Source organism: Pseudomonas sp. LAMO17WK12:I1 (genome assembly GCF_900177315.1).
Classification (GTDB): domain Bacteria; phylum Pseudomonadota; class Gammaproteobacteria; order Pseudomonadales; family Pseudomonadaceae; genus Aquipseudomonas; species Aquipseudomonas marginalis.
Window position 1 is genome coordinate 19,407 of record NZ_FWZV01000010.1, and the last position, 16,784, is coordinate 36,190.

General features: G+C 61.8%; 17 protein-coding genes. 6 read left to right on the forward strand and 11 right to left on the reverse strand.

Annotated features, from left to right (window positions below):
* Positions 1-125 precede the first annotated feature (125 nt).
* Complete coding sequence (locus B9N88_RS19500) at positions 126-641, reverse strand: sterol desaturase family protein (RefSeq protein WP_027605660.1); 516 nt, start codon at positions 639-641, stop codon at positions 126-128.
* 119 nt (positions 642-760) lie between these two features.
* Entirely contained in the window at positions 761-1,675 is a 915-nt protein-coding gene (locus B9N88_RS19505; protein WP_027605661.1) for a LysR substrate-binding domain-containing protein, read from the reverse strand.
* Between the two features lie 105 nt (positions 1,676-1,780).
* On the opposite strand from B9N88_RS19505, the gene B9N88_RS19510 reads away from it, so the two are divergent.
* Both B9N88_RS19510 and B9N88_RS19515 read left to right on the forward strand, forming a co-directional pair.
* Positions 1,781-2,593 (forward strand): phytanoyl-CoA dioxygenase family protein, encoded by an 813-nt coding sequence (locus tag B9N88_RS19510; RefSeq protein WP_027605662.1) that lies wholly within the window; start codon positions 1,781-1,783, stop codon positions 2,591-2,593.
* Between the two features lie 79 nt (positions 2,594-2,672).
* On the forward strand, positions 2,673-3,641 hold the full coding sequence (locus B9N88_RS19515) for an ABC transporter substrate-binding protein (protein ID WP_027605663.1): 969 nt from the start codon (positions 2,673-2,675) through the stop codon (positions 3,639-3,641).
* Positions 3,642-3,754: 113 nt separating this feature from the next.
* Here B9N88_RS19515 and B9N88_RS19520 read toward each other — a convergent pair whose 3' ends face one another.
* The 5 genes from B9N88_RS19520 to glnH are packed head-to-tail and all read right to left on the reverse strand — an operon-like array spanning position 3,755 to position 7,921.
* Positions 3,755-4,660, reverse strand: coding sequence for a MurR/RpiR family transcriptional regulator (locus B9N88_RS19520; RefSeq protein ID WP_027605664.1), 906 nt, complete (start codon positions 4,658-4,660; stop codon positions 3,755-3,757).
* A 40-nt stretch (positions 4,661-4,700) separates the two neighbouring features.
* Positions 4,701-5,762: an acyl-CoA--6-aminopenicillanic acid acyl-transferase gene (locus B9N88_RS19525; RefSeq protein ID WP_043293534.1), complete on the reverse strand. Its 1,062-nt coding sequence runs from the start codon at positions 5,760-5,762 to the stop codon at positions 4,701-4,703.
* A gap of 9 nt (positions 5,763-5,771) precedes the next feature.
* Complete coding sequence (gene glnQ / locus B9N88_RS19530) at positions 5,772-6,494, reverse strand: glutamine ABC transporter ATP-binding protein GlnQ (RefSeq protein WP_027605666.1); 723 nt, start codon at positions 6,492-6,494, stop codon at positions 5,772-5,774.
* Positions 6,491-7,147, reverse strand: coding sequence for a glutamine ABC transporter permease GlnP (gene glnP / locus B9N88_RS19535; RefSeq protein ID WP_027605667.1), 657 nt, complete (start codon positions 7,145-7,147; stop codon positions 6,491-6,493). Before glnP ends, glnQ begins: the two co-directional genes overlap by 4 nt.
* 30 nt (positions 7,148-7,177) lie before the next feature.
* Positions 7,178-7,921, reverse strand: coding sequence for a glutamine ABC transporter substrate-binding protein GlnH (gene glnH / locus B9N88_RS19540; protein ID WP_027605668.1), 744 nt, complete (start codon positions 7,919-7,921; stop codon positions 7,178-7,180).
* A 359-nt stretch (positions 7,922-8,280) separates the two neighbouring features.
* Between glnH and B9N88_RS19545 the strand changes: the two genes are divergently transcribed.
* Positions 8,281-9,609, forward strand: a complete 1,329-nt coding sequence (locus B9N88_RS19545; protein ID WP_027605669.1) for an aspartate aminotransferase family protein — start codon at positions 8,281-8,283, stop codon at positions 9,607-9,609.
* Between the two features lie 11 nt (positions 9,610-9,620).
* Positions 9,621-10,184, forward strand: a complete 564-nt coding sequence (locus B9N88_RS19550; RefSeq protein WP_027605670.1) for a carboxymuconolactone decarboxylase family protein — start codon at positions 9,621-9,623, stop codon at positions 10,182-10,184.
* Between the two features lie 18 nt (positions 10,185-10,202).
* Here the strand turns inward: B9N88_RS19550 and B9N88_RS19555 are convergent, their stop codons facing one another.
* From B9N88_RS19555 to B9N88_RS19570, 4 genes are read right to left on the reverse strand one after another with little or no spacing between them, the layout of a single operon-like run.
* A complete protein-coding gene (locus tag B9N88_RS19555) occupies positions 10,203-10,712 on the reverse strand; it encodes a response regulator (RefSeq protein ID WP_027605671.1) in 510 nt (169 codons plus the stop codon).
* Complete coding sequence (locus B9N88_RS19560; RefSeq protein ID WP_027605672.1) at positions 10,709-13,024, reverse strand: ATP-binding protein; 2,316 nt, start codon at positions 13,022-13,024, stop codon at positions 10,709-10,711. Before B9N88_RS19560 ends, B9N88_RS19555 begins: the two co-directional genes overlap by 4 nt.
* A gap of 10 nt (positions 13,025-13,034) precedes the next feature.
* Entirely contained in the window at positions 13,035-13,688 is a 654-nt protein-coding gene (locus B9N88_RS19565) for a response regulator (RefSeq protein ID WP_027605673.1), read from the reverse strand.
* Complete coding sequence (locus B9N88_RS19570; RefSeq protein WP_027605674.1) at positions 13,685-14,863, reverse strand: sensor histidine kinase; 1,179 nt, start codon at positions 14,861-14,863, stop codon at positions 13,685-13,687. Before B9N88_RS19570 ends, B9N88_RS19565 begins: the two co-directional genes overlap by 4 nt.
* Positions 14,864-15,026: 163 nt before the next feature.
* Between B9N88_RS19570 and B9N88_RS19575 the strand changes: the two genes are divergently transcribed.
* Together B9N88_RS19575 and B9N88_RS32585 are read left to right on the forward strand one after the other, a co-directional pair.
* Complete coding sequence (locus tag B9N88_RS19575) at positions 15,027-15,545, forward strand: SgcJ/EcaC family oxidoreductase (RefSeq protein ID WP_027605675.1); 519 nt, start codon at positions 15,027-15,029, stop codon at positions 15,543-15,545.
* 904 nt (positions 15,546-16,449) lie between these two features.
* Positions 16,450-16,608, forward strand: coding sequence for a hypothetical protein (locus B9N88_RS32585; RefSeq protein WP_155954378.1), 159 nt, complete (start codon positions 16,450-16,452; stop codon positions 16,606-16,608).
* Positions 16,609-16,784 lie beyond the last annotated feature (176 nt).

Genomic DNA, 16,784 nt, shown 5'->3' on the forward strand with positions numbered 1-16,784 from the left:
CAGTGGGTCCGTCATGGACTCTTCAATGCGCCTCCTGGCACGGGCTAGAGCGTAGATAAGGTTGGCGGCGCAGGTGTATGGGCGGCTAGATTTGTTCGTAATAAAAACAATCGCCAAGAGGCGGTTCAGGCGCGCCCTGTTCGAATGTAAGTGCGAAACACATGGTCCCACAGCGGCGAAGACACCCCGAAGTTCTTCTCGATGCCTTTGCGATGATGCAGGTCGTGATTGGCCACCAGCCCCGGAATAAATCCATAGGCCCAATGCTGCGGGCGGTGCATCACGTAATGCAGCGAGATGTAGACGAAATAGCCCGCTACGGCGCCGATAAAGGCCGAGGCGAGGCCGGTGGACCAGGCGAGCAGCAACAGCACGGCGAAGGTCGAGCTGGTTTTCCAGCTGGACACGCCGATGTAGGCCAGCACGTCGATGTGGTGGGTCCAATGCTCGCGGCGATACAGCGAGTGGAACAGGAAACGGTGCGCCGAATATTCCACCAAGGTCCAGGCCAGCAGGCCGGCAAGGGCGAGGGTCAGGTCAAACGGCGCGAGGTAAAGGGCAAGGGCGACGAACAGCGGAACGGTAAAAAAGTCGAGGTAATAAGCGACTGACGACATCAGCCATTTATTTGAAGCAGCCATGTGCGGAATATCCCTGTAGTGCGCGATGGATGAATGGAGGCGCGAGTGTCAGCTTTCGCGGCTCTGCACACAACTGGCAGCGTGGGCACCGGTGACAGGATGAGTGTTGCGTCACATCGTCAAAACGTCGCAAACGGTTGTCGCTGTGAGAACCACGCCAACGCGTGCGCCTTGAACGCCTCGGCGGGCGGTGTCAACGGGTAGCGCTGATCGTAGGCGAGCACGATACGTTGCGCAGGCAGCTGCTGTTTGATCGGCCGGCACACCAGCGGCTGGCCGTCGTAGCTGTGGTCGCCGAAAGGGCGGGTGTAGGTGAGCGCCACGCCGAAACCATTGGCGACCAGGCTGCGCTGGAATTCGAAACTGTGGGTGGGCTGAACGCTGGCGGGCACCAGGCCAAAAGCGTTGAACAGGTCGAGGATGTGCTGCCAGCTGTGGATCTGGTCCATCACCACCAGGTTGCACGCACTGAGCGCGGCCATGTCCACCTGCCTTTCTGCCGCGAGCGGATGATCTGCCGCCAGCAGGGCGTGGGCGGTCAGTTGGCAGAGTTCGACGCGCTCCATGTTGGCCGGCAAGCCCAGGTCGTAGGTCAAGGCCAGTTCCAGGGCCCCTTCGCCGAGCCGTTTGCCCAGGTATTCAAACCCGCCTTCGCGCATATCCACCCTGACCCGAGGCGAGACTTGCTGCAGGCGCTTGAGAATTTGCGGCAAGCAATACGGCGCGAGGTCCGCATAACAGCCCAGCACCAGGTCCCCGGCGAAGTCATCGGCTTGGCTGCCGATGTCCGCGAACGTCTGCGCCTCGGCGAGCACGCGCTTGGCCTGGGCCATGACGGTGCGCCCAAACGGCGTCAATGACACGCCCAGCCCGCGCTGGCGAACGAACAACGGTTGCCCGTAGAGGCCTTCCAGCTCGGTGATCGCCGTGGAGATGGACGGCTGGGAAACATGCAACTCTTCAGCCGCCAGGGTGAGGTTGCCGTGCTTGGCCGCCGCCAGGGCATAGCGCAATTGTCGCAATGTAAAGTTCATAGGTTTTTCTTGGGTGATATATCAAGACTTATTATTTTATCTTACTTGGTTGTCATGGAATATTGGCCCTGCACAACTTTCATCTTGTTAAGGGAGTACCCGGCCATGACCCACAGCTCATACACCGTTGGCCAAGAAGACATCGACGCCTTCCAGCGCGATGGCGCGGTGTGCCTGCGAGGCATCTTCAGCGATTGGACCGCGCAGATCGCTGCGGGCATCGAGCGCAACCTCGCGGAGCCTGGCGTGTACGCAAGCCGCTACATCGAGCAGGGCGGGCAGTCCGGCGGTTTTTTCGACGACTATTGCAACTGGCAACGCATCCCCGAATTTCGCGCGATCATCGAGCAGTCGCCGGCCGCCGCGATTGCCGCGCAGGTGATGCAGTCACGCACAGCACAGTTTTTTCATGACCATGTGCTGGTCAAGGAGCCCGGTACGCAAAAAGCCACGCCTTGGCACCAGGACATCCCGTACTACTTCGTCGACGGCAGCCAGTCCGTGAGTTTTTGGATTCCCGTGGACCCGGTACGCGAGTCAACCCTGCGGCTGCTGCCCGGTTCCCATCGCTGGGATAAAGGCATCCGGCCGGTGCGCTGGGCCGACCAGAGCGACTTCTACCAAGGCGCGGATGACTACCGCGACGCACCGGACCCGGACGCGGAGGAGGGTATGCCGGTGTTGGAATGGGAAATGCAACCGGGTGACGCGGTGCTGTTCGACTTTCGCACGGTGCACGGCGCCCGGGGCAATGGCTCCGCGCAGCGTCGACGGGTACTTTCGTTGCGCTGGGTCGGGGATGATGTGCGCTATCTCGAACGCCCGGGGCGTACGTCCCCACCTTACCCAGGCCACGCCATGCAAACCGGCCAGCGCCTGCGCGAAGACTGGTTTCCAACGATCCATACAGCTGGCTGACGCACAACTTTTAGAGCGTAATTTCGCTGACATCTGCCCCTCCCTGATCTGACCCTTTCACTGCATAGGTGCATCGATGATGAAGCTGAATAAAAACGTGATGGCATGGCTGCTTTCTTGCGGGCTGTTAGCGGGCAGCGCCACGACCCAGGCTGCCGGATGGTGCGAATCCGGCAAACCGGTGAAGTTCGCCGGCCTGAACTGGGAAAGCGCGATGCTGCTGACTGATGTGCTGCAAACCCTGCTCAAGGATGGCTATGGCTGCGCGGTCGACACCTTGCCGGGTAACTCCATCACCATGGAGAGCGCGCTGGGCAGCAACGACATCCAGGTGCTGGCCGAGGAGTGGATCGGGCGCAGTGAGGTGTGGAACAAGGCGGCGGCCAGCGGCAAGGTGGTGGGCGTCGGCGCTCCCATCGTAGGCGCCACCGAAGGCTGGTACGTGCCGCGTTACCTGGTGGAAGGGGATGCCAGGCGCGGGCTGAAAGCCAAGGCCCCCGAGCTGAAGAAGATTGCCGATCTGGCGCAGTACGCCCAGCTGTTCAAGGACCCGGAAGAACCCGGCAAGGGCCGCTTCTACAACTGCCCGGCGGGCTGGACGTGCGAGCTGGAAAACAGCGAGATGCTCAAGAGCTATGGCCTTGAAGCCAGCTACACCAACTTTCGCCCGGGCACCGGCCCGGCGTTGGATGCGGCGGTGTTGTCGAGCTACAAGCTCGGTGAGCCGATCCTGTTCTACTACTGGACGCCGACGCCACTGATGGGGCAGGTCGACCTGGTCAAGCTGGAGGAAAAACCGGGCGTGGACAAGAAGATCAGCATTCAGGTCGGCTTGTCCAAAGCGTTCCATGAACAGGCACCGGAGCTGGTGGCGGTGCTGGAAAAGGTCAACCTGCCGATTGACCTGCTCAACCAGAACCTGGCGCGGATGACCAAGGAGCACATCGACTCTCCCAAGCTGGCCAAGCTGTTCTTCAAGCAGCACCCGGAGATCTGGCATGGCTGGGTGAGTGAAGCGGCGGCGAAGAAGATCGAAACGACGTTGTAGGTCGTTCCAGGGCAAGGATGCCTTGCTTCACGAGTAAAAGAGATTAATCAGCACGTCCGCGGCGATTAACGCCCCGGCGAGGATAAACAGTACCCGAAGGCTCATGAGGGCGCTTACAGCGATGCGTTAAGTTCGTCGATCAGCGTCTCTCGGTACTTCAGCGCCGATATCGACAGCTCACCGAGCTTGCTGGCAACCGCGCTTAACAAACCCTGCGCCAGCAACATAAAGGCACACATGCTGTTGCTGAAGAACAAGCTGTGATTGGGGACATAGAAGCTGTGCAAGGCCACCTTCGCCAGTGGCGAGCTGGCAGAGTCGGTCAGTGCGATGACCTTGATCCCATGGCGAGCGGCGACCTCGGCCGTGGCCAGGACGCTGGGTGTGTAGGGAAAACAGCTGGACACCACCAGTACGTCACCCTTGTCCAGTTGTGCGAGGGCATCCGCAACACCTTGGCGACTGGAATCCAGGGCCGCCACATCCGGACGCAACATACCCAGGCCGTAGGACATGAACAGCGCCAGTGAATTGAACTGGCGCATGCCATGGATCCGAACCCGGCGGGCACTGGCCAGCAGTTCCACCGTCTGTACAAACACATCGGGATCGACCTGCTCGATCATGCTGGCGATGTTGGCGTTTTCCTGGCGGCCCAGGCGCGTCAGCTGATTGAGGATGTCCTTGTCTTCATGATTGATGACCAGCCGTGAGGCCTGATCACTATAGAAATGCTTGCCTTCGGTGATCTCTCGGCGAAACACATCCTGCAATTTGCTGAAACCGCCATAGCCCAGCCGTTGCGCCAGCCGGGACAGGGTCGAGGCGTTGACATCCAGTTGCTGCGCCAGCTCGCTGATCGAACACACTGCGGTGCGTTGGGGGGATTCGATCAGCGCCATCAGCACGCGCCTGGAGCTGCTGCCCAAGGCAATATCGACCTCACGCCGCTCGATGGCCGCGAGCAGTTGCTTGAGGCCGTCCAACGTGTCGGGAAGTGCTGCCGGGACTTTATTCATTAACGGTATCCATTATTCAGTGAGCGCCTGCGCTCCACCCTCAACGACCCGAACAAGCGTCAATCAATGAGCGGTGGACCACACCTTCAGCATCAGGCTGGTCAGGGTTCGGTTGCGTATAGACGCGCCACTCTACAGTGTTGGCGCTGATCAGAAAAACACCGGTTGCCAGGGTATTTTCGTTGTCCGAATCATCCGCTGCGCAGCGGTAGACAGGCAGGTCCTGCCCCGAAGTGTCGCGCAGGATACCCAGCGCGACGTCGGCGTCCAGGTCGCCAGGAAGGTGTTGCAGGCGCTGGTCGATACACCGCTGTCGGGCGCCTGAGCTGGCGGTGATGCGCTGTTTCACCTGGCTCAACGACAGCGATACCAGGTGGTTTGAATGCCCCGCCGGCCATTGGATTTCGCTGACATTGCTGCCCTCGGCGCTGGCCTCGACACTGACGACTCGGGCGCTCCCTACCTGGCCGAAGGTGTGGTGAAACGCCCCGGCGCGATCCTTGCGGGTCACCACGGCAATGGCTTCGTCGAGACTGCCGGCGTCGAGGGTCGCGCGCGCCAGGATCTGTCGAGGAATGCCGGCGGGAATGCGCGCCGGACGAATGTTGTTGACGGTCGCCACCAGGCCGCGTTCATTGATCGCCAGCGTGTGCCCGGGCAAGGACCCTGGATAGATAAAGCTGCTGAACGCAAGGCCCGATTCGGGCGTGGCATGCAAGAGCGCGCAATGCCCCTTGAGCTGCGGCAGGCCGTCTTCGTTATGGGCGATCAGCGTACCGGTGCGGGTTGGGCCGAACACTGTCGTGCAGCCATCCACGCTCTGTTCATGTACGTAGTCACCTCGGCAATTCCACATGAACACTTCGTCAAGTGGCAGTTGCAATCCGTCGGCCAGTCCCTCGATTTCCTGCCAGTAACGGGGGAACTCGGTCCTCACCTGTTGACGCATCTGCAACGCCGCGGGGGTTTGAGCCTGCAAGGCCAGGTATTGCCAGAGTGCAAGAGGGCGTAAGTGCCCATGCACGGCGTCCCGACCGAAGACACCCAGCCCGCGACCAATCGCGTAAGCGCTTCCATCAAGATGAATAGAGGGCAGTGTCATGGCATCTCCTCAGGATACGTGTTGCAGGAATTCCCGCAGGCGGGCACTGGGTGGGTTGGCGATCAGTTCAGCGGGGGCACCGTCCTCGGCGATGCGGCCCTTGTCGATGAAGATCAGGCGCGTGGCGACCTTGCGGGCGAAGTCCACTTCGTGGGTGACGATGACCATCGTCATGCCCTCATCCGCCAGTGACTTCATGACGGTCAGCACCTCGTGGCGCAACTCCGGGTCGAGGGCGGAAGTCGGCTCGTCGAACAGCATCAACTTCGGCTTTACCGCCAGCGCCCGGGCGATCGCCACGCGTTGCTGCTGTCCGCCCGACAGCTCGGAAGGGTAGTGATCGGCACGGTCGGCCAGGCCGACTTTGGCCAGGAGTTCGGCGGCGAGTTTCTCCGCCTCCTGGCGGCTGGCGCCGCGCACGCGCACCGGGCCGAAAGCGACGTTCTGCAGCGCGGTCATCTGTGGGAACAGATGGAACTGCTGGAACACCATGCCCGCTTCCTGGCGAATCAGGCGTTCGTCGACCTTCGGGTTATTGACCTCCAGGCCATCGACCATCAGTTGGCCGTCGGTGACTTCCTCCAGTTTGTTGATGCAGCGCAGCAGCGTCGACTTTCCCGAGCCCGAAGGACCAATGATCACCACCACTTCGCCGCTGGCGATCTTGAGGTTGATGTCGTGCAACACTTGGGTGCTGCCGAAGTGCTTGGAAACACCTTTGAACTCAATCATAGGATTTTCAGCCTCGATTCCATGCGCCGCAGGACATAGCTCAGCACCAGGGTAATGATCAGATAAATGACGGCGACTGCAGACCAGATCTCCATGGCGCGGAAATTACCGGCGATGACTTCCTGGCCCTGGCGCGTCAGTTCGGCGACGCCGATGACAATGAACAGCGACGTATCCTTGATGCTGACAATCCACTGGTTGCCCAGCGCCGGGATCATGCGTCGAAACGCCAGCGGTGCGATGACGTAGCGCAGCGTGTCGCGCCTGGACAAACCCAGCGCCAACCCCGCTTCGCGAAAACCACGGTGGATCGACAGCACCGCACCACGGGTGATCTCGGCGATGTAGGCCCCGGAGTTGAGCATGATGGTCACCACGGCTGCGGTGAAAGGGTCGATGCGCACCGGCACCATCATGGGCAAGGCAAAGTAGATAAACATCACCTGCACCATGATCGGGGTGCCACGGATCAGTTCAATGAACACAAGCGCTGCGCGGCTGCTGAAAAAACCGCCGTAGGCGCGGGCAAAGCCCGCGACCACGCCGATCACGGCACCACCGATCAGACCCAGGATCGAAATCCACAGGGTCAGCTTGGCGCCTTCGAGCAGTACCGGCAGCGCATCCCAAATGGCGCTCCATTGGAAATGCATGCTGAATTCTCTATTGATGAAGGGCGGGAGTTATTTCGGGTCAGTGCCGAACCATTTGCGGTAGATCTGCGCATAGGTACCGTTTTCACGGATCTTTTTCAGCGCGGCGTTGACCGGTTCACGCAGTTCGCTGCCTTTTGGGAAACCGATGCCGTACTGCTGGGCGAGCATCTGCTGGCCGACCGCTTTTACCTGGCCTTCGCCGGCGGTCTTGATGTAGTACAGGACGTTCGGCGTATCGTGCATGGCGGCATCGACACGGCCAGTGCGCAATTCAAGGTAGGCATTGTCGATATTGGGGAACTGACGCAGGTCGCTGGCCTTCAGGTTGGCCTTGGCATAGTCCGCCGCCGACGTACCGCTTTTCACCGCCAGGGTCTTGCCGGCGATGTCCGCCTCTCCTTTGATCGTGTCGTTGTCGCTCTTGACCATCAGGAGAAAGCCGCTGTCGTAGTAGCCGTCGGAAAAATCGATGGCTTGCTTGCGCTCTTCCTTAATGGTGATACCGGCCAACGCCACGTCGACATTGCGGGTTTGCAGGGCAGGGATGATGCCATTGAAATCCATGGGTTTGAGCTGGTAGGTCACGCCCATTTCTTTCGCGATCGCCGCCCACAGGTCGATATCGAACCCCACGTATTCATTGCCTTGCTTGAACTCGAAAGGCACGAATGCCGTATCGGTGGCCACCAGCAATTCCTTGCCGGCAGCGAACGAACTTGAGGTGGTGAGCAGTGCCATTACCGCCAGTGAGGCCTTCAGAAAGTTCTTCATGCGTGTTTTCTCTTCAGGGGGATACAAGCCCCAAGGCAAGCCTGGGACGGTGGGGATAGCGGCAGTTGAATTTTTGAGTGATACATCACGACCCACTCCATTTTTTATTGTTGGCCCGGCTAGCCACCCGAGAAAGGAGGCGCACGAAACATTTGCTCTTTCGCAAAATATACATGCATTTAATTTGCGTGCAACTATATTTTGCTTGTCGCAATTCAGTTCGATAGGTTTGTTTTGTCCAGTAAATGCTGGGTTTTGTAACGTTTAAGTCGGGTTTCCTGATGACGAGCGGCTTGCAAAAATTAATTGCATTTAAAATCTATGCATCTATTATTTGCAAAAATATCGGGAGCGGCACCATGAGCCACGTCTTTCATCGCAGCCTTACACATAGCTACACAATGGCCGTCCGCGGCGAAGGACCTTATCTGATCGACAGCGACAACCGTCGCTACCTGGATGCCAGCGGTGGGGCGGCGGTGTCATGCCTGGGCCATAGCGACCCCCAGGTGATCGAGGCCGTGCGTCAACAGGTGGGGCAGTTGGCCTACGCACACACTTCGTTCTTCACCACCCAGGTCATGGAAGAACTGGCGGATTTCCTGGTTGCCCGGGCACCCGAAGGCATCGCATCGGTGTACTTCGTCTCGGGCGGGTCCGAAGCGATAGAAGCGGCATTGAAATTGGCCCGCCAGTATTTCATCGAGGTGGGCCAGCCTCAGCGCAAGCACTTGATCGCCCGTCGCCAGAGCTACCACGGCAATACCCTCGGGGCATTGGCCACGGGTGGGAATGAGTGGCGGCGCAAGCAGTTTGAACCGTTGCTGATCGACGTCAGCCATGTCAGTCCCTGCTATGCCTACCGTGAGCAGCAACCCGGCGAAACCCCGGAGGCCATGGGCGTGCGCCTGGCGGCCGAACTGGAGGCGGAGATCCTGCGGCTGGGGGCAGAAAACGTCATGGCGTTTGTGGCCGAGCCCGTCGTAGGGGCGACGCTGGGTGTCGTGGTCGCAGTGCCGGGCTACTTCAAGCGCATTCGCGAGGTGTGCGACCGCTATGGGGTGTTGCTGATCCTTGATGAGGTCATGTGCGGCATGGGCCGTACCGGAACCCTGTTTGCCGCCGAGCAGGAGGGCATCACGGCTGACCTGATCACCATCGCCAAAGGCCTGGGCGCGGGCTACCAGCCGATAGGTGCAACGTTGGTGAGTCAGAGAATCCGTGATGCCATTGCGACGGGCTCAGGGTTTTTCCAGCATGGTCACACCTATATCGGCCACGCCACCGCCTGCGCGGCCGCACTGGCGGTGCAGAAAGCCATCGAGTCCCGCGGCTTGCTGGACCGGGTCAACCACTTGGGCGCAGGTCTGCGTGAGCGTTTGCTGGCGCAGTTGGGTGAGCATCCGCATGTGGGTGAGATTCGCGGGCGCGGGTTATTCCAGGGCATTGAGTTGGTTGCCGACCGAGCCACCAAAACCCCGTTCGACCCCGCGCTGAAGCTGCACGCCAGACTCAAGCAGTCCGCCATGGCGGCAGGCCTGATGTGCTACCCGATGGGTGGCACGGTGGACGGGCTGCGGGGCGATCATATCCTGCTGGCGCCGCCGTTTATTCTTGAGGACAGCCACTTGGATGAGATCGCCGACAAACTCCTGGGTGCGGTGAACAGCACATTGAAAAGCCTCTGAGGAAATTGCGCATGACGATTCAATCGCGGCTCAGCGAATTGACTGAAACGAGCATGGACGACGCTCAGCGCGCAGTGCTCAAGGACATTCTCGCGGGACCACGCGGGAACCTGGACGGCCCATTCCTGGCGTGGATTCAAAGCCCGGAACTGGCCAATCACGCGCAGCGCTTGGGGGCGTTCTGTCGGTATGGCACTCGGCTCGAACTGCGCCTGACCGAACTTGCGATCCTGTTCACTGCCGCCTGGTGGCAGTCCCAGGCGGAGTGGCAGATTCATGAGCCCATCGCACGTTCGGCGGGGGTGGCTGATGCGGTGATCGAGGCGTTGCGTGAGCGGGCGGTTCCGGTCTTTACGCGTGAGGACGAGCAACTGGTCTATCGGTTAGGCAAGACGTTGTACGAGACGCGTCGAATCGACGACGCGCTGTATGCGCAGGCGATCCAGGCGTTCGGGGAGCCCGCCGTGGTCGAATTGGTCGGGGTCTTCGGTTATTACGCCCTGGTGGCGATGACCCTGAATGTGTTTACCGTTCGCCGTGATACCGACACACCGCTTCCCTTTGCCGAACCTTGAACATCGAGCCCGCGGGCGCTAGCAGCGCCGTATCGCGGTTGATGCCGGCGGCGTCTCGACGTTGCCGGGCGTGGCGGTAGCACCGCGCCGCTGCAACAACTCAATACGGTCCGCCGGCACCAGCGTGCGCAAGGTCTTGTACAGCACCCGGGTTTCCAGCAGGTTCCACACCCGCAGCATGGTTTCCAGCGCATCCAGGGGTTTGCTGATGAAGTCCCGGGCGCCCAGGGCCAGGGCGCGCAGGCGTGTGTCGCGGGTGGCGTCGGCAGTGAGCACCAGGATCGGCAGGTATTCACCCTGGGGGATGCGCCGGTTGAGTTGCTCCAGCACGGCAAAGCCGTCGAATTCCGGCATGTGCAGGTCGAGGATCACCAGGTCCGGCTCGAAGCTGTTGAACAACTCCAGGGTGCGCAGTGGCTGGGTGCTGCTCAGCACGTTGGTCAGCCCTTCGCGCGCCAGCAGTTGCTCCACCAGGTCGAGGTTCGGGCGTTGGTCGTCGATGATCAGGATACGCAGGTCGAGGTTCACGCGGGCTCCGGAAAGGCTTGGTCGAGGTGGGCGAGAAACGCCGGCACGTTGATCGGTTTGTTCAATACCGCGGTGGCGCCGGCCTCCTGCAAGGCCTGGCGGGTAAGGTCGCTGGCGTCGGCGGTGATCATCAGCACCGGTGTGTCGCGGGTGATCGGTGACTGACGCAGGCGTTGCAGCACCTTCAAGCCATTGATGTCCGGCAGCGACACATCCAGCAGAATCAACTGGGGTGCGTGCTGCGCGGCGAGGTCCAGGCCCAGTTGGCCTTGCATGCTCGACAGCAGCCGTATGCCGGGCCGGCGTTGCAGCAGGGTTTCGATCAGCGCCAGGCTGGAGAGGTTGTCCTCGATGCACAACACCTTGCCCTCGAAGGTGTTGACGACGGGAGCTGGGCGCTTCAATTCGGTGTCTATGCCGGGCGTGGCAATACTCTGGGCGTGGGCCACGCGCACGAAGGGCAGTTCCAGGGTGAAGCGCGAACCGACGCCAGGCTGGCTCTGCACCTTGAGTCGGCCGTCCATGTTCTCCAGCAGGCTTTTACTCAGTGCCAGGCCCAGGCCGCTGCCTTCCACATTCGGGTCGGCCCCCAGGCGTTCGAAAGGCTTGAACAGTTGCCCCATATGATCGGCTGCGATGCCGTTGCCGGTATCGCACACAGCCACGCTGACTCGTTGTCCACGGATATCGACCTCAAGGCTCACCTGACCATCGCGCCGGTTGTATTTGATCGCATTGGACAGCAGGTTCAGCAGCACCTGGGTCAGGCGCTGGCGGTCGGCAACGATGCCCGTATCCGCCGCCAGTGCCGGCAGCGGCCGCAACTGCACGCCTGCGTCGGCGGCCATGGGCGACACCAGCGTCAGCGCCTCTTGCAAGGTGCCCGCCAGCGGGATCGGCACGATATTCAACGCCAGGCTTCCGGCCTCGATCTTGGCGATGTCCAACACCTCGTTGATCAGCGTGAGCAGGTGCTGGCCGGCGCGCAGAATGTGACCGACATCGGCCTTTTGCGCCTTGGGCGCGTCCATGTCCAGCAGTTGCGCAAAGCCCAGGATCGAGTTGAGCGGGGTCCGCAGTTCGTGGCTCATGCGCGACAGGAATTGGCTTTTGGCGCGGCTGGCGCGTTCGGCTTCCTCGCGGGCGGTGCGCAGGGCGATCTCCGCCGCGCGGCGGTCGGTGATGTCGCGGGTGATCTTGGAAAAACCGCGCAGGGCGCCGGTGCCGTCGTACTGCGCCGTGATCACCACGCTGGCCCAGAACCGCGTGCCGTCCTTGCGGCAGCGCCAGCCTTCTTCGGTGTAATCACCGTTGCGGGTGGCCTCGCGCAACGCCATGTCCGGGTGCTGCGGGCATTCCTGGGGCAGGTAGAACAGCGAGAAATGCTGGCCGATGATCTCCTGTTCGGTATAGCCCTTGATCCGCTCGGCGCCGTTGTTCCAGCTGGTGACATGGCCCGCCGTGTCGAGGGCGAAGATCCCGTAGTCCTTGACCCCATCGATGATCAGCCGCAAGCGTTCTTCGTTGTCGCGCAAGGCGCGCTCGCGCTCGGCCAGCAACAGTCCGGCCTCCACCAGGCTGGTGCCCAACTGGCCGATTTCGTCTTTTTCCGGCGGCTGTGGCAGCAGCGGCGAGCCCAGGGCCAGGCGCTGGGCATTGCGCTGCACATTCTGCACCCGGGCGACAATGCCCTTGGACAGAAACAGCACCGCGACAATCGCCCCGAACAACCCGCAGATCGCCGCCAACCAGGTCGACAGCAACAAGCGCTGGCGGGTCTCGGACGCAGCGGCGCTGCGCTCGGCCAGCAACGACGCCTCAAGGGTGAGCATGGTGCTGATGTGTTGGCGCAGGGCGTCGAGGATGTGCTTGTTGCTGATCAGGATGGCACTGATGGACTCCGGTGTGGCGTCGCTGTCCTTGAGCATTTCCTCCAGCCCGTCGACCTTGCCGTCGATCAGCGGCTTGATCGCGCTGAGCTGCTCGCGCACCCGTGGATCGCGCACGTTGCGGTCCAGTCGGTGCAGGGCCGACTCGATCTGGGGCTTGGCGTTCAGGTAGCTGGGCAGGAAGTCTTCGCGGCGGGTGAGCAGGTAACCGCGCACACTGGCGGCGGCTTCCGCGAGCAAGGTATGCACGGCCTGGATATCGCCTTGCACGCGTAAAACCCGGCGCACATCCTCTTCGGCACGGGCGGTCTGGCGTTCCGTGGTGTAGATCAGCACCAGGGACAGCAATAGCACCACCAGTGGCAGTGAAATCACCACCAGCGCCTTGCCGCGCAGCGGCAGGTCGGCCCAACGCTTTCTCATTTGGGCCGCCTCATGTGGGTGTCACCAGGCCCAAGGCGATGCCCCGCACGGCGGCCTGGGTACGGTCAGCCGCGCCGAGCTTGCCGATCACCCGCTCGACATGGGCCTTGGCCGTGCCGGTGGTAATGCCCAGGTGTTCGCCGATGGCGCGGTTGCTCATGCCGTTGGCGACCAGGCCGAGGACCTGGCGTTCCCGTGGGGTGAGCGGTTCGCCGGGGGCGGCACCGCTGGCCTGGCGTTCGGTCATGCGCCGCAACAGCCGGGCGCTGACCGCCGTGTTGAGCGCTTCGCCACCGGCGGCCACGTGTTGCAGCGCCTGGATCACCTCGGCGCGGCTGGCGTCTTTGAGCAAGTAGCCCACCGCACCGGCATTCATGGCCGCCTCCAGGTACTCGGGGCTGTCGTCCATGGTGAACATCACCACCTTCACCGCCGGCAGGCGTTGTTGCAGCAAGCGTGCGGCGCCCAGGCCATTGAGCCCGGGCATGCGAATGTCGAGGATGACAATATCCGGCAGCAGTTGCTCACACAGCTCCACCGCTTGCAGGCCATCGCTGGCCTGGCCGACCACCTCGAACTGCGGATGGCCGGCCAGCAGGGAGACAAAGCCGGTGCGCGTGACTTCATGGTCGTCCGCCAGCACCAGGCGCAGGACGTGGGTCATTGGGGGACTCCAATCAAGTGCGCAGGCACGCGCGCGTGCAGCCGGGTACCGCCGTCGACGGTGCTGACGCAGGTGAAGCTGCCGCCCAACAGGCTGGCGCGCTCCTGCATGGTGGCGAGGCCCAGATGCTGGGCGTCATCCGTTGATGGCTCTGCCTTGAAGCCTCGGCCATTGTCGTCCAGCCGCAGGGACGCCTGGCCGTCGTGCAGCGCCAGGGCCAGTTGCACCTGGCTGGCGCGCGCATGCTTGAGCACATTGTTGATGGCTTCCTGGCCGATCCGGAACAAGGCGATTTCCACCTGGCTGGGTAAGCGCGCCTCACAGTACGCCTGCCACACCACGTTGATGCCGGCGTCACGCAGGCGGTCGGCCTCCTTATCGAGGGCTTTGAACAAGCCGAAATCATCCAGCACCGTGGGACGCAGGCCCGCAATCAGTTGCCGGCCCTCGCCAACCGAGTGTTGGGCCAGGGTAAGAATCGCCTCGAGGTCGGCGGCCAATGCCTCCGGCAGCGGCGGGCAGCGCCCGGCAAAGCCTTGCAGCCGCTGGTGCAGGCCCGCCAGGGTTTGCGCCAGGCCATCGTGGAGGTCGTAGGCGACGCGCTTGCGTTCGTCTTCCTGGGCGCGGAGCAAGCGGTTGACCAGGTCGGACAGGGTTTTGTCGCGCAGCTTGAGGGTGCTCAGCAGCCGGTCGTTTTCCAGGTGGGCGGCCAGCAATGTGGCGAGCAGTTGCAGGGATTCGCTGTCTTCGTGCTCCGGCGCCCGCAGGCTGACGCTATTGCCCAGCACCAGTACACCAAAGGCATCGCCGTCACCGGCGCGCAACGGCACTTGCAAGACGCTGGGCACGTCCTCGGATGGCCGCTCCTGCCAACACGCCGTGCGCAGGCTGCGGTCGGCGAGGGCGGCCAGGCTGCCCAAGCGCGACGGGTTGCCATGGCGGGCGCTGGTATAGGCGATGCCCTCGGCGTCCCACTCCTGCAGCAGCCCGTGGTCCATGGCCAGAAACGCGCAGGCCCGCGCGAGCACGCGTTCGCGCATGGCGTCGGGGGGCAGTTGGCGCAACTCCTGGCCGGTATCCACCAACAGCCGCAGGCGCGCCGTACGACTTTGCGATTGGCGAAAGTGCGCGCGCATGGCCAGGGCGCTGCCGGGATCATGGGGCGTGTCATGCATGGTTGATGCTCCATTGCTGCGGGCGCGAGGGGGATCTATTAGACAGGGTCGGACCCCTTGGCGCTATCTGCCAAATGGCATAGGTAAATACCTCCGGTTGGCCGATGGCGGCCGGTGGGCAGGTTGGCAAAGTGGCCGCAACGACGACCACTGGAGTATCGCCATGAAATTCAAGATTGCCCCGATCGCCCTGATGTTTGCCCTGAGCGTACCGTTTGTTCATGCCGCCGAGACGGCCCCGTATGTCTACCGTGAAGTCGCCCAGGCGCCGGCCAATGTCAAAGACCGCGAGATTGCCGGTTTATTCGACCGCTGGAACAGCGCCCTGCAGACCGGCAACGTGAAATCCGTGGTCGACCTCTACGCGCCGGGCGCTGTGTTGCAGCCGACCGTGTCCAACCAGGTGCGCACGACGCCGGAGCAGATCACCGACTACTTCGACCACTTCCTGGCGCTCAAGCCGGTGGGCCAGATCAACTACCGCGAGATCCGCCAACTGGGCAGCAACGTGGCCATGGACAGTGGCGTCTACACCTTCACCCTGACCGAGTCGGATGGCAAGGTGCGTCAGGTGCAGGCGCGCTACACCTTCGTCTATGAGCAGGTGGGTGGCCAGTGGAAAATTCTTAACCATCATTCTTCGGCGATGCCTGAAGTCCAGGCCAAGCACGCCAAGCAGTAATGGTTGGAGGGAAAATGCCCATCCCTTCGTGGGGGTGGGCATTTTTTGTTGGGGCTGGGAGATTGTTCCTGTGACGGCTCGGGAACCGGCGCCTGTCTAACTGATGGTCCGCGACCTGAATGTGGTCGGGCGCTTGTCCCCCCGATGGCCATAGGTATCTACACAACTTTCAGCGGTCTGTGGCTTGCTTCCGTGGCGGCCTTCGGGCCGACCATGTCGTTGGATTTGACCGAGTACATATCCGTTGCTGCGGTCACGACCACCTATGGTTCCGCTCTTACAGCGGGTCACTTTTGGAAGAGCGCCAAAAGTAACCAAAAACGCTTCGCCCCAACACTCGGCACCTCGCCTAGGCTCGGTGTGCCCTCACTCCGGCTTTGGAGCGTGGGCCGCCGCAATGGGCCATCCTTGGCCCAGTGCGGCTAACCCGGCGTCCTGCCGGGTTACCCACGCTCCAAAGCCTGCGTTCGGCCAGCGTGTTTGACGGGGCGATCCCAGATCAAAAACAAAGCGAGGCGGCCTTAAAGCCGACCTGATCTTTGAAGCGTACGCGGTGTGGCTTCTACTTCCTTAATCGCTGACGAAGTCAGCAATCTTTTGATCTGCTCTGGCTCTGGCTCTGGCTCTGGCTTTTGATCTTGATCTCAGGCGCCCCGTTAAACACGCTGGCCGAACGCAGGCTTGAATCCGTGGGTAACCCGGCAGGACGCCGGGTTAGCCGTCCTGGGCCAAGGATGGCCCATGACGGCGGCCCACGGATTCAAGCCGGAGTGAGGGCACACCGAGCCTAGGCGAGGTGCCGAGTGTTGGGGCAAGAGCCCTTTTGGTTACTTTTGGGGCTCTTTTCCAAAAGTGACCCGCTGTAAGAGCGGAACCCTAAGCAGCCGTTACCGCAGCAATGGATATGTACTCGATCAAAACCAACGACATGGTCGGCCCGAAGGCCGCCACGGAAAGCAACCACCCTCACCACTCGGCACCTCGCCCAGGCCCGGTGTACCCGTCACCCGGTGAGTGCAGCGACGCTTTGGCGCCGTCCGGGCCATACCAGGCGTACCCGTAGTAGCGGTTGGTGAGGTTTTTCAGTTGCAGGTCAACCCTGACGACCGAGCGCAGTGTTGGTGGCGCAACAGCGTTTCAATAAAGTGTTCGATTGTCCTGGTCGTGAAGGGTGGCCGGTACAGCGCCAACCCTCGAATGTGAGGGCTTCCAGGCTTGGCATGAATTGTGTTGTGACCC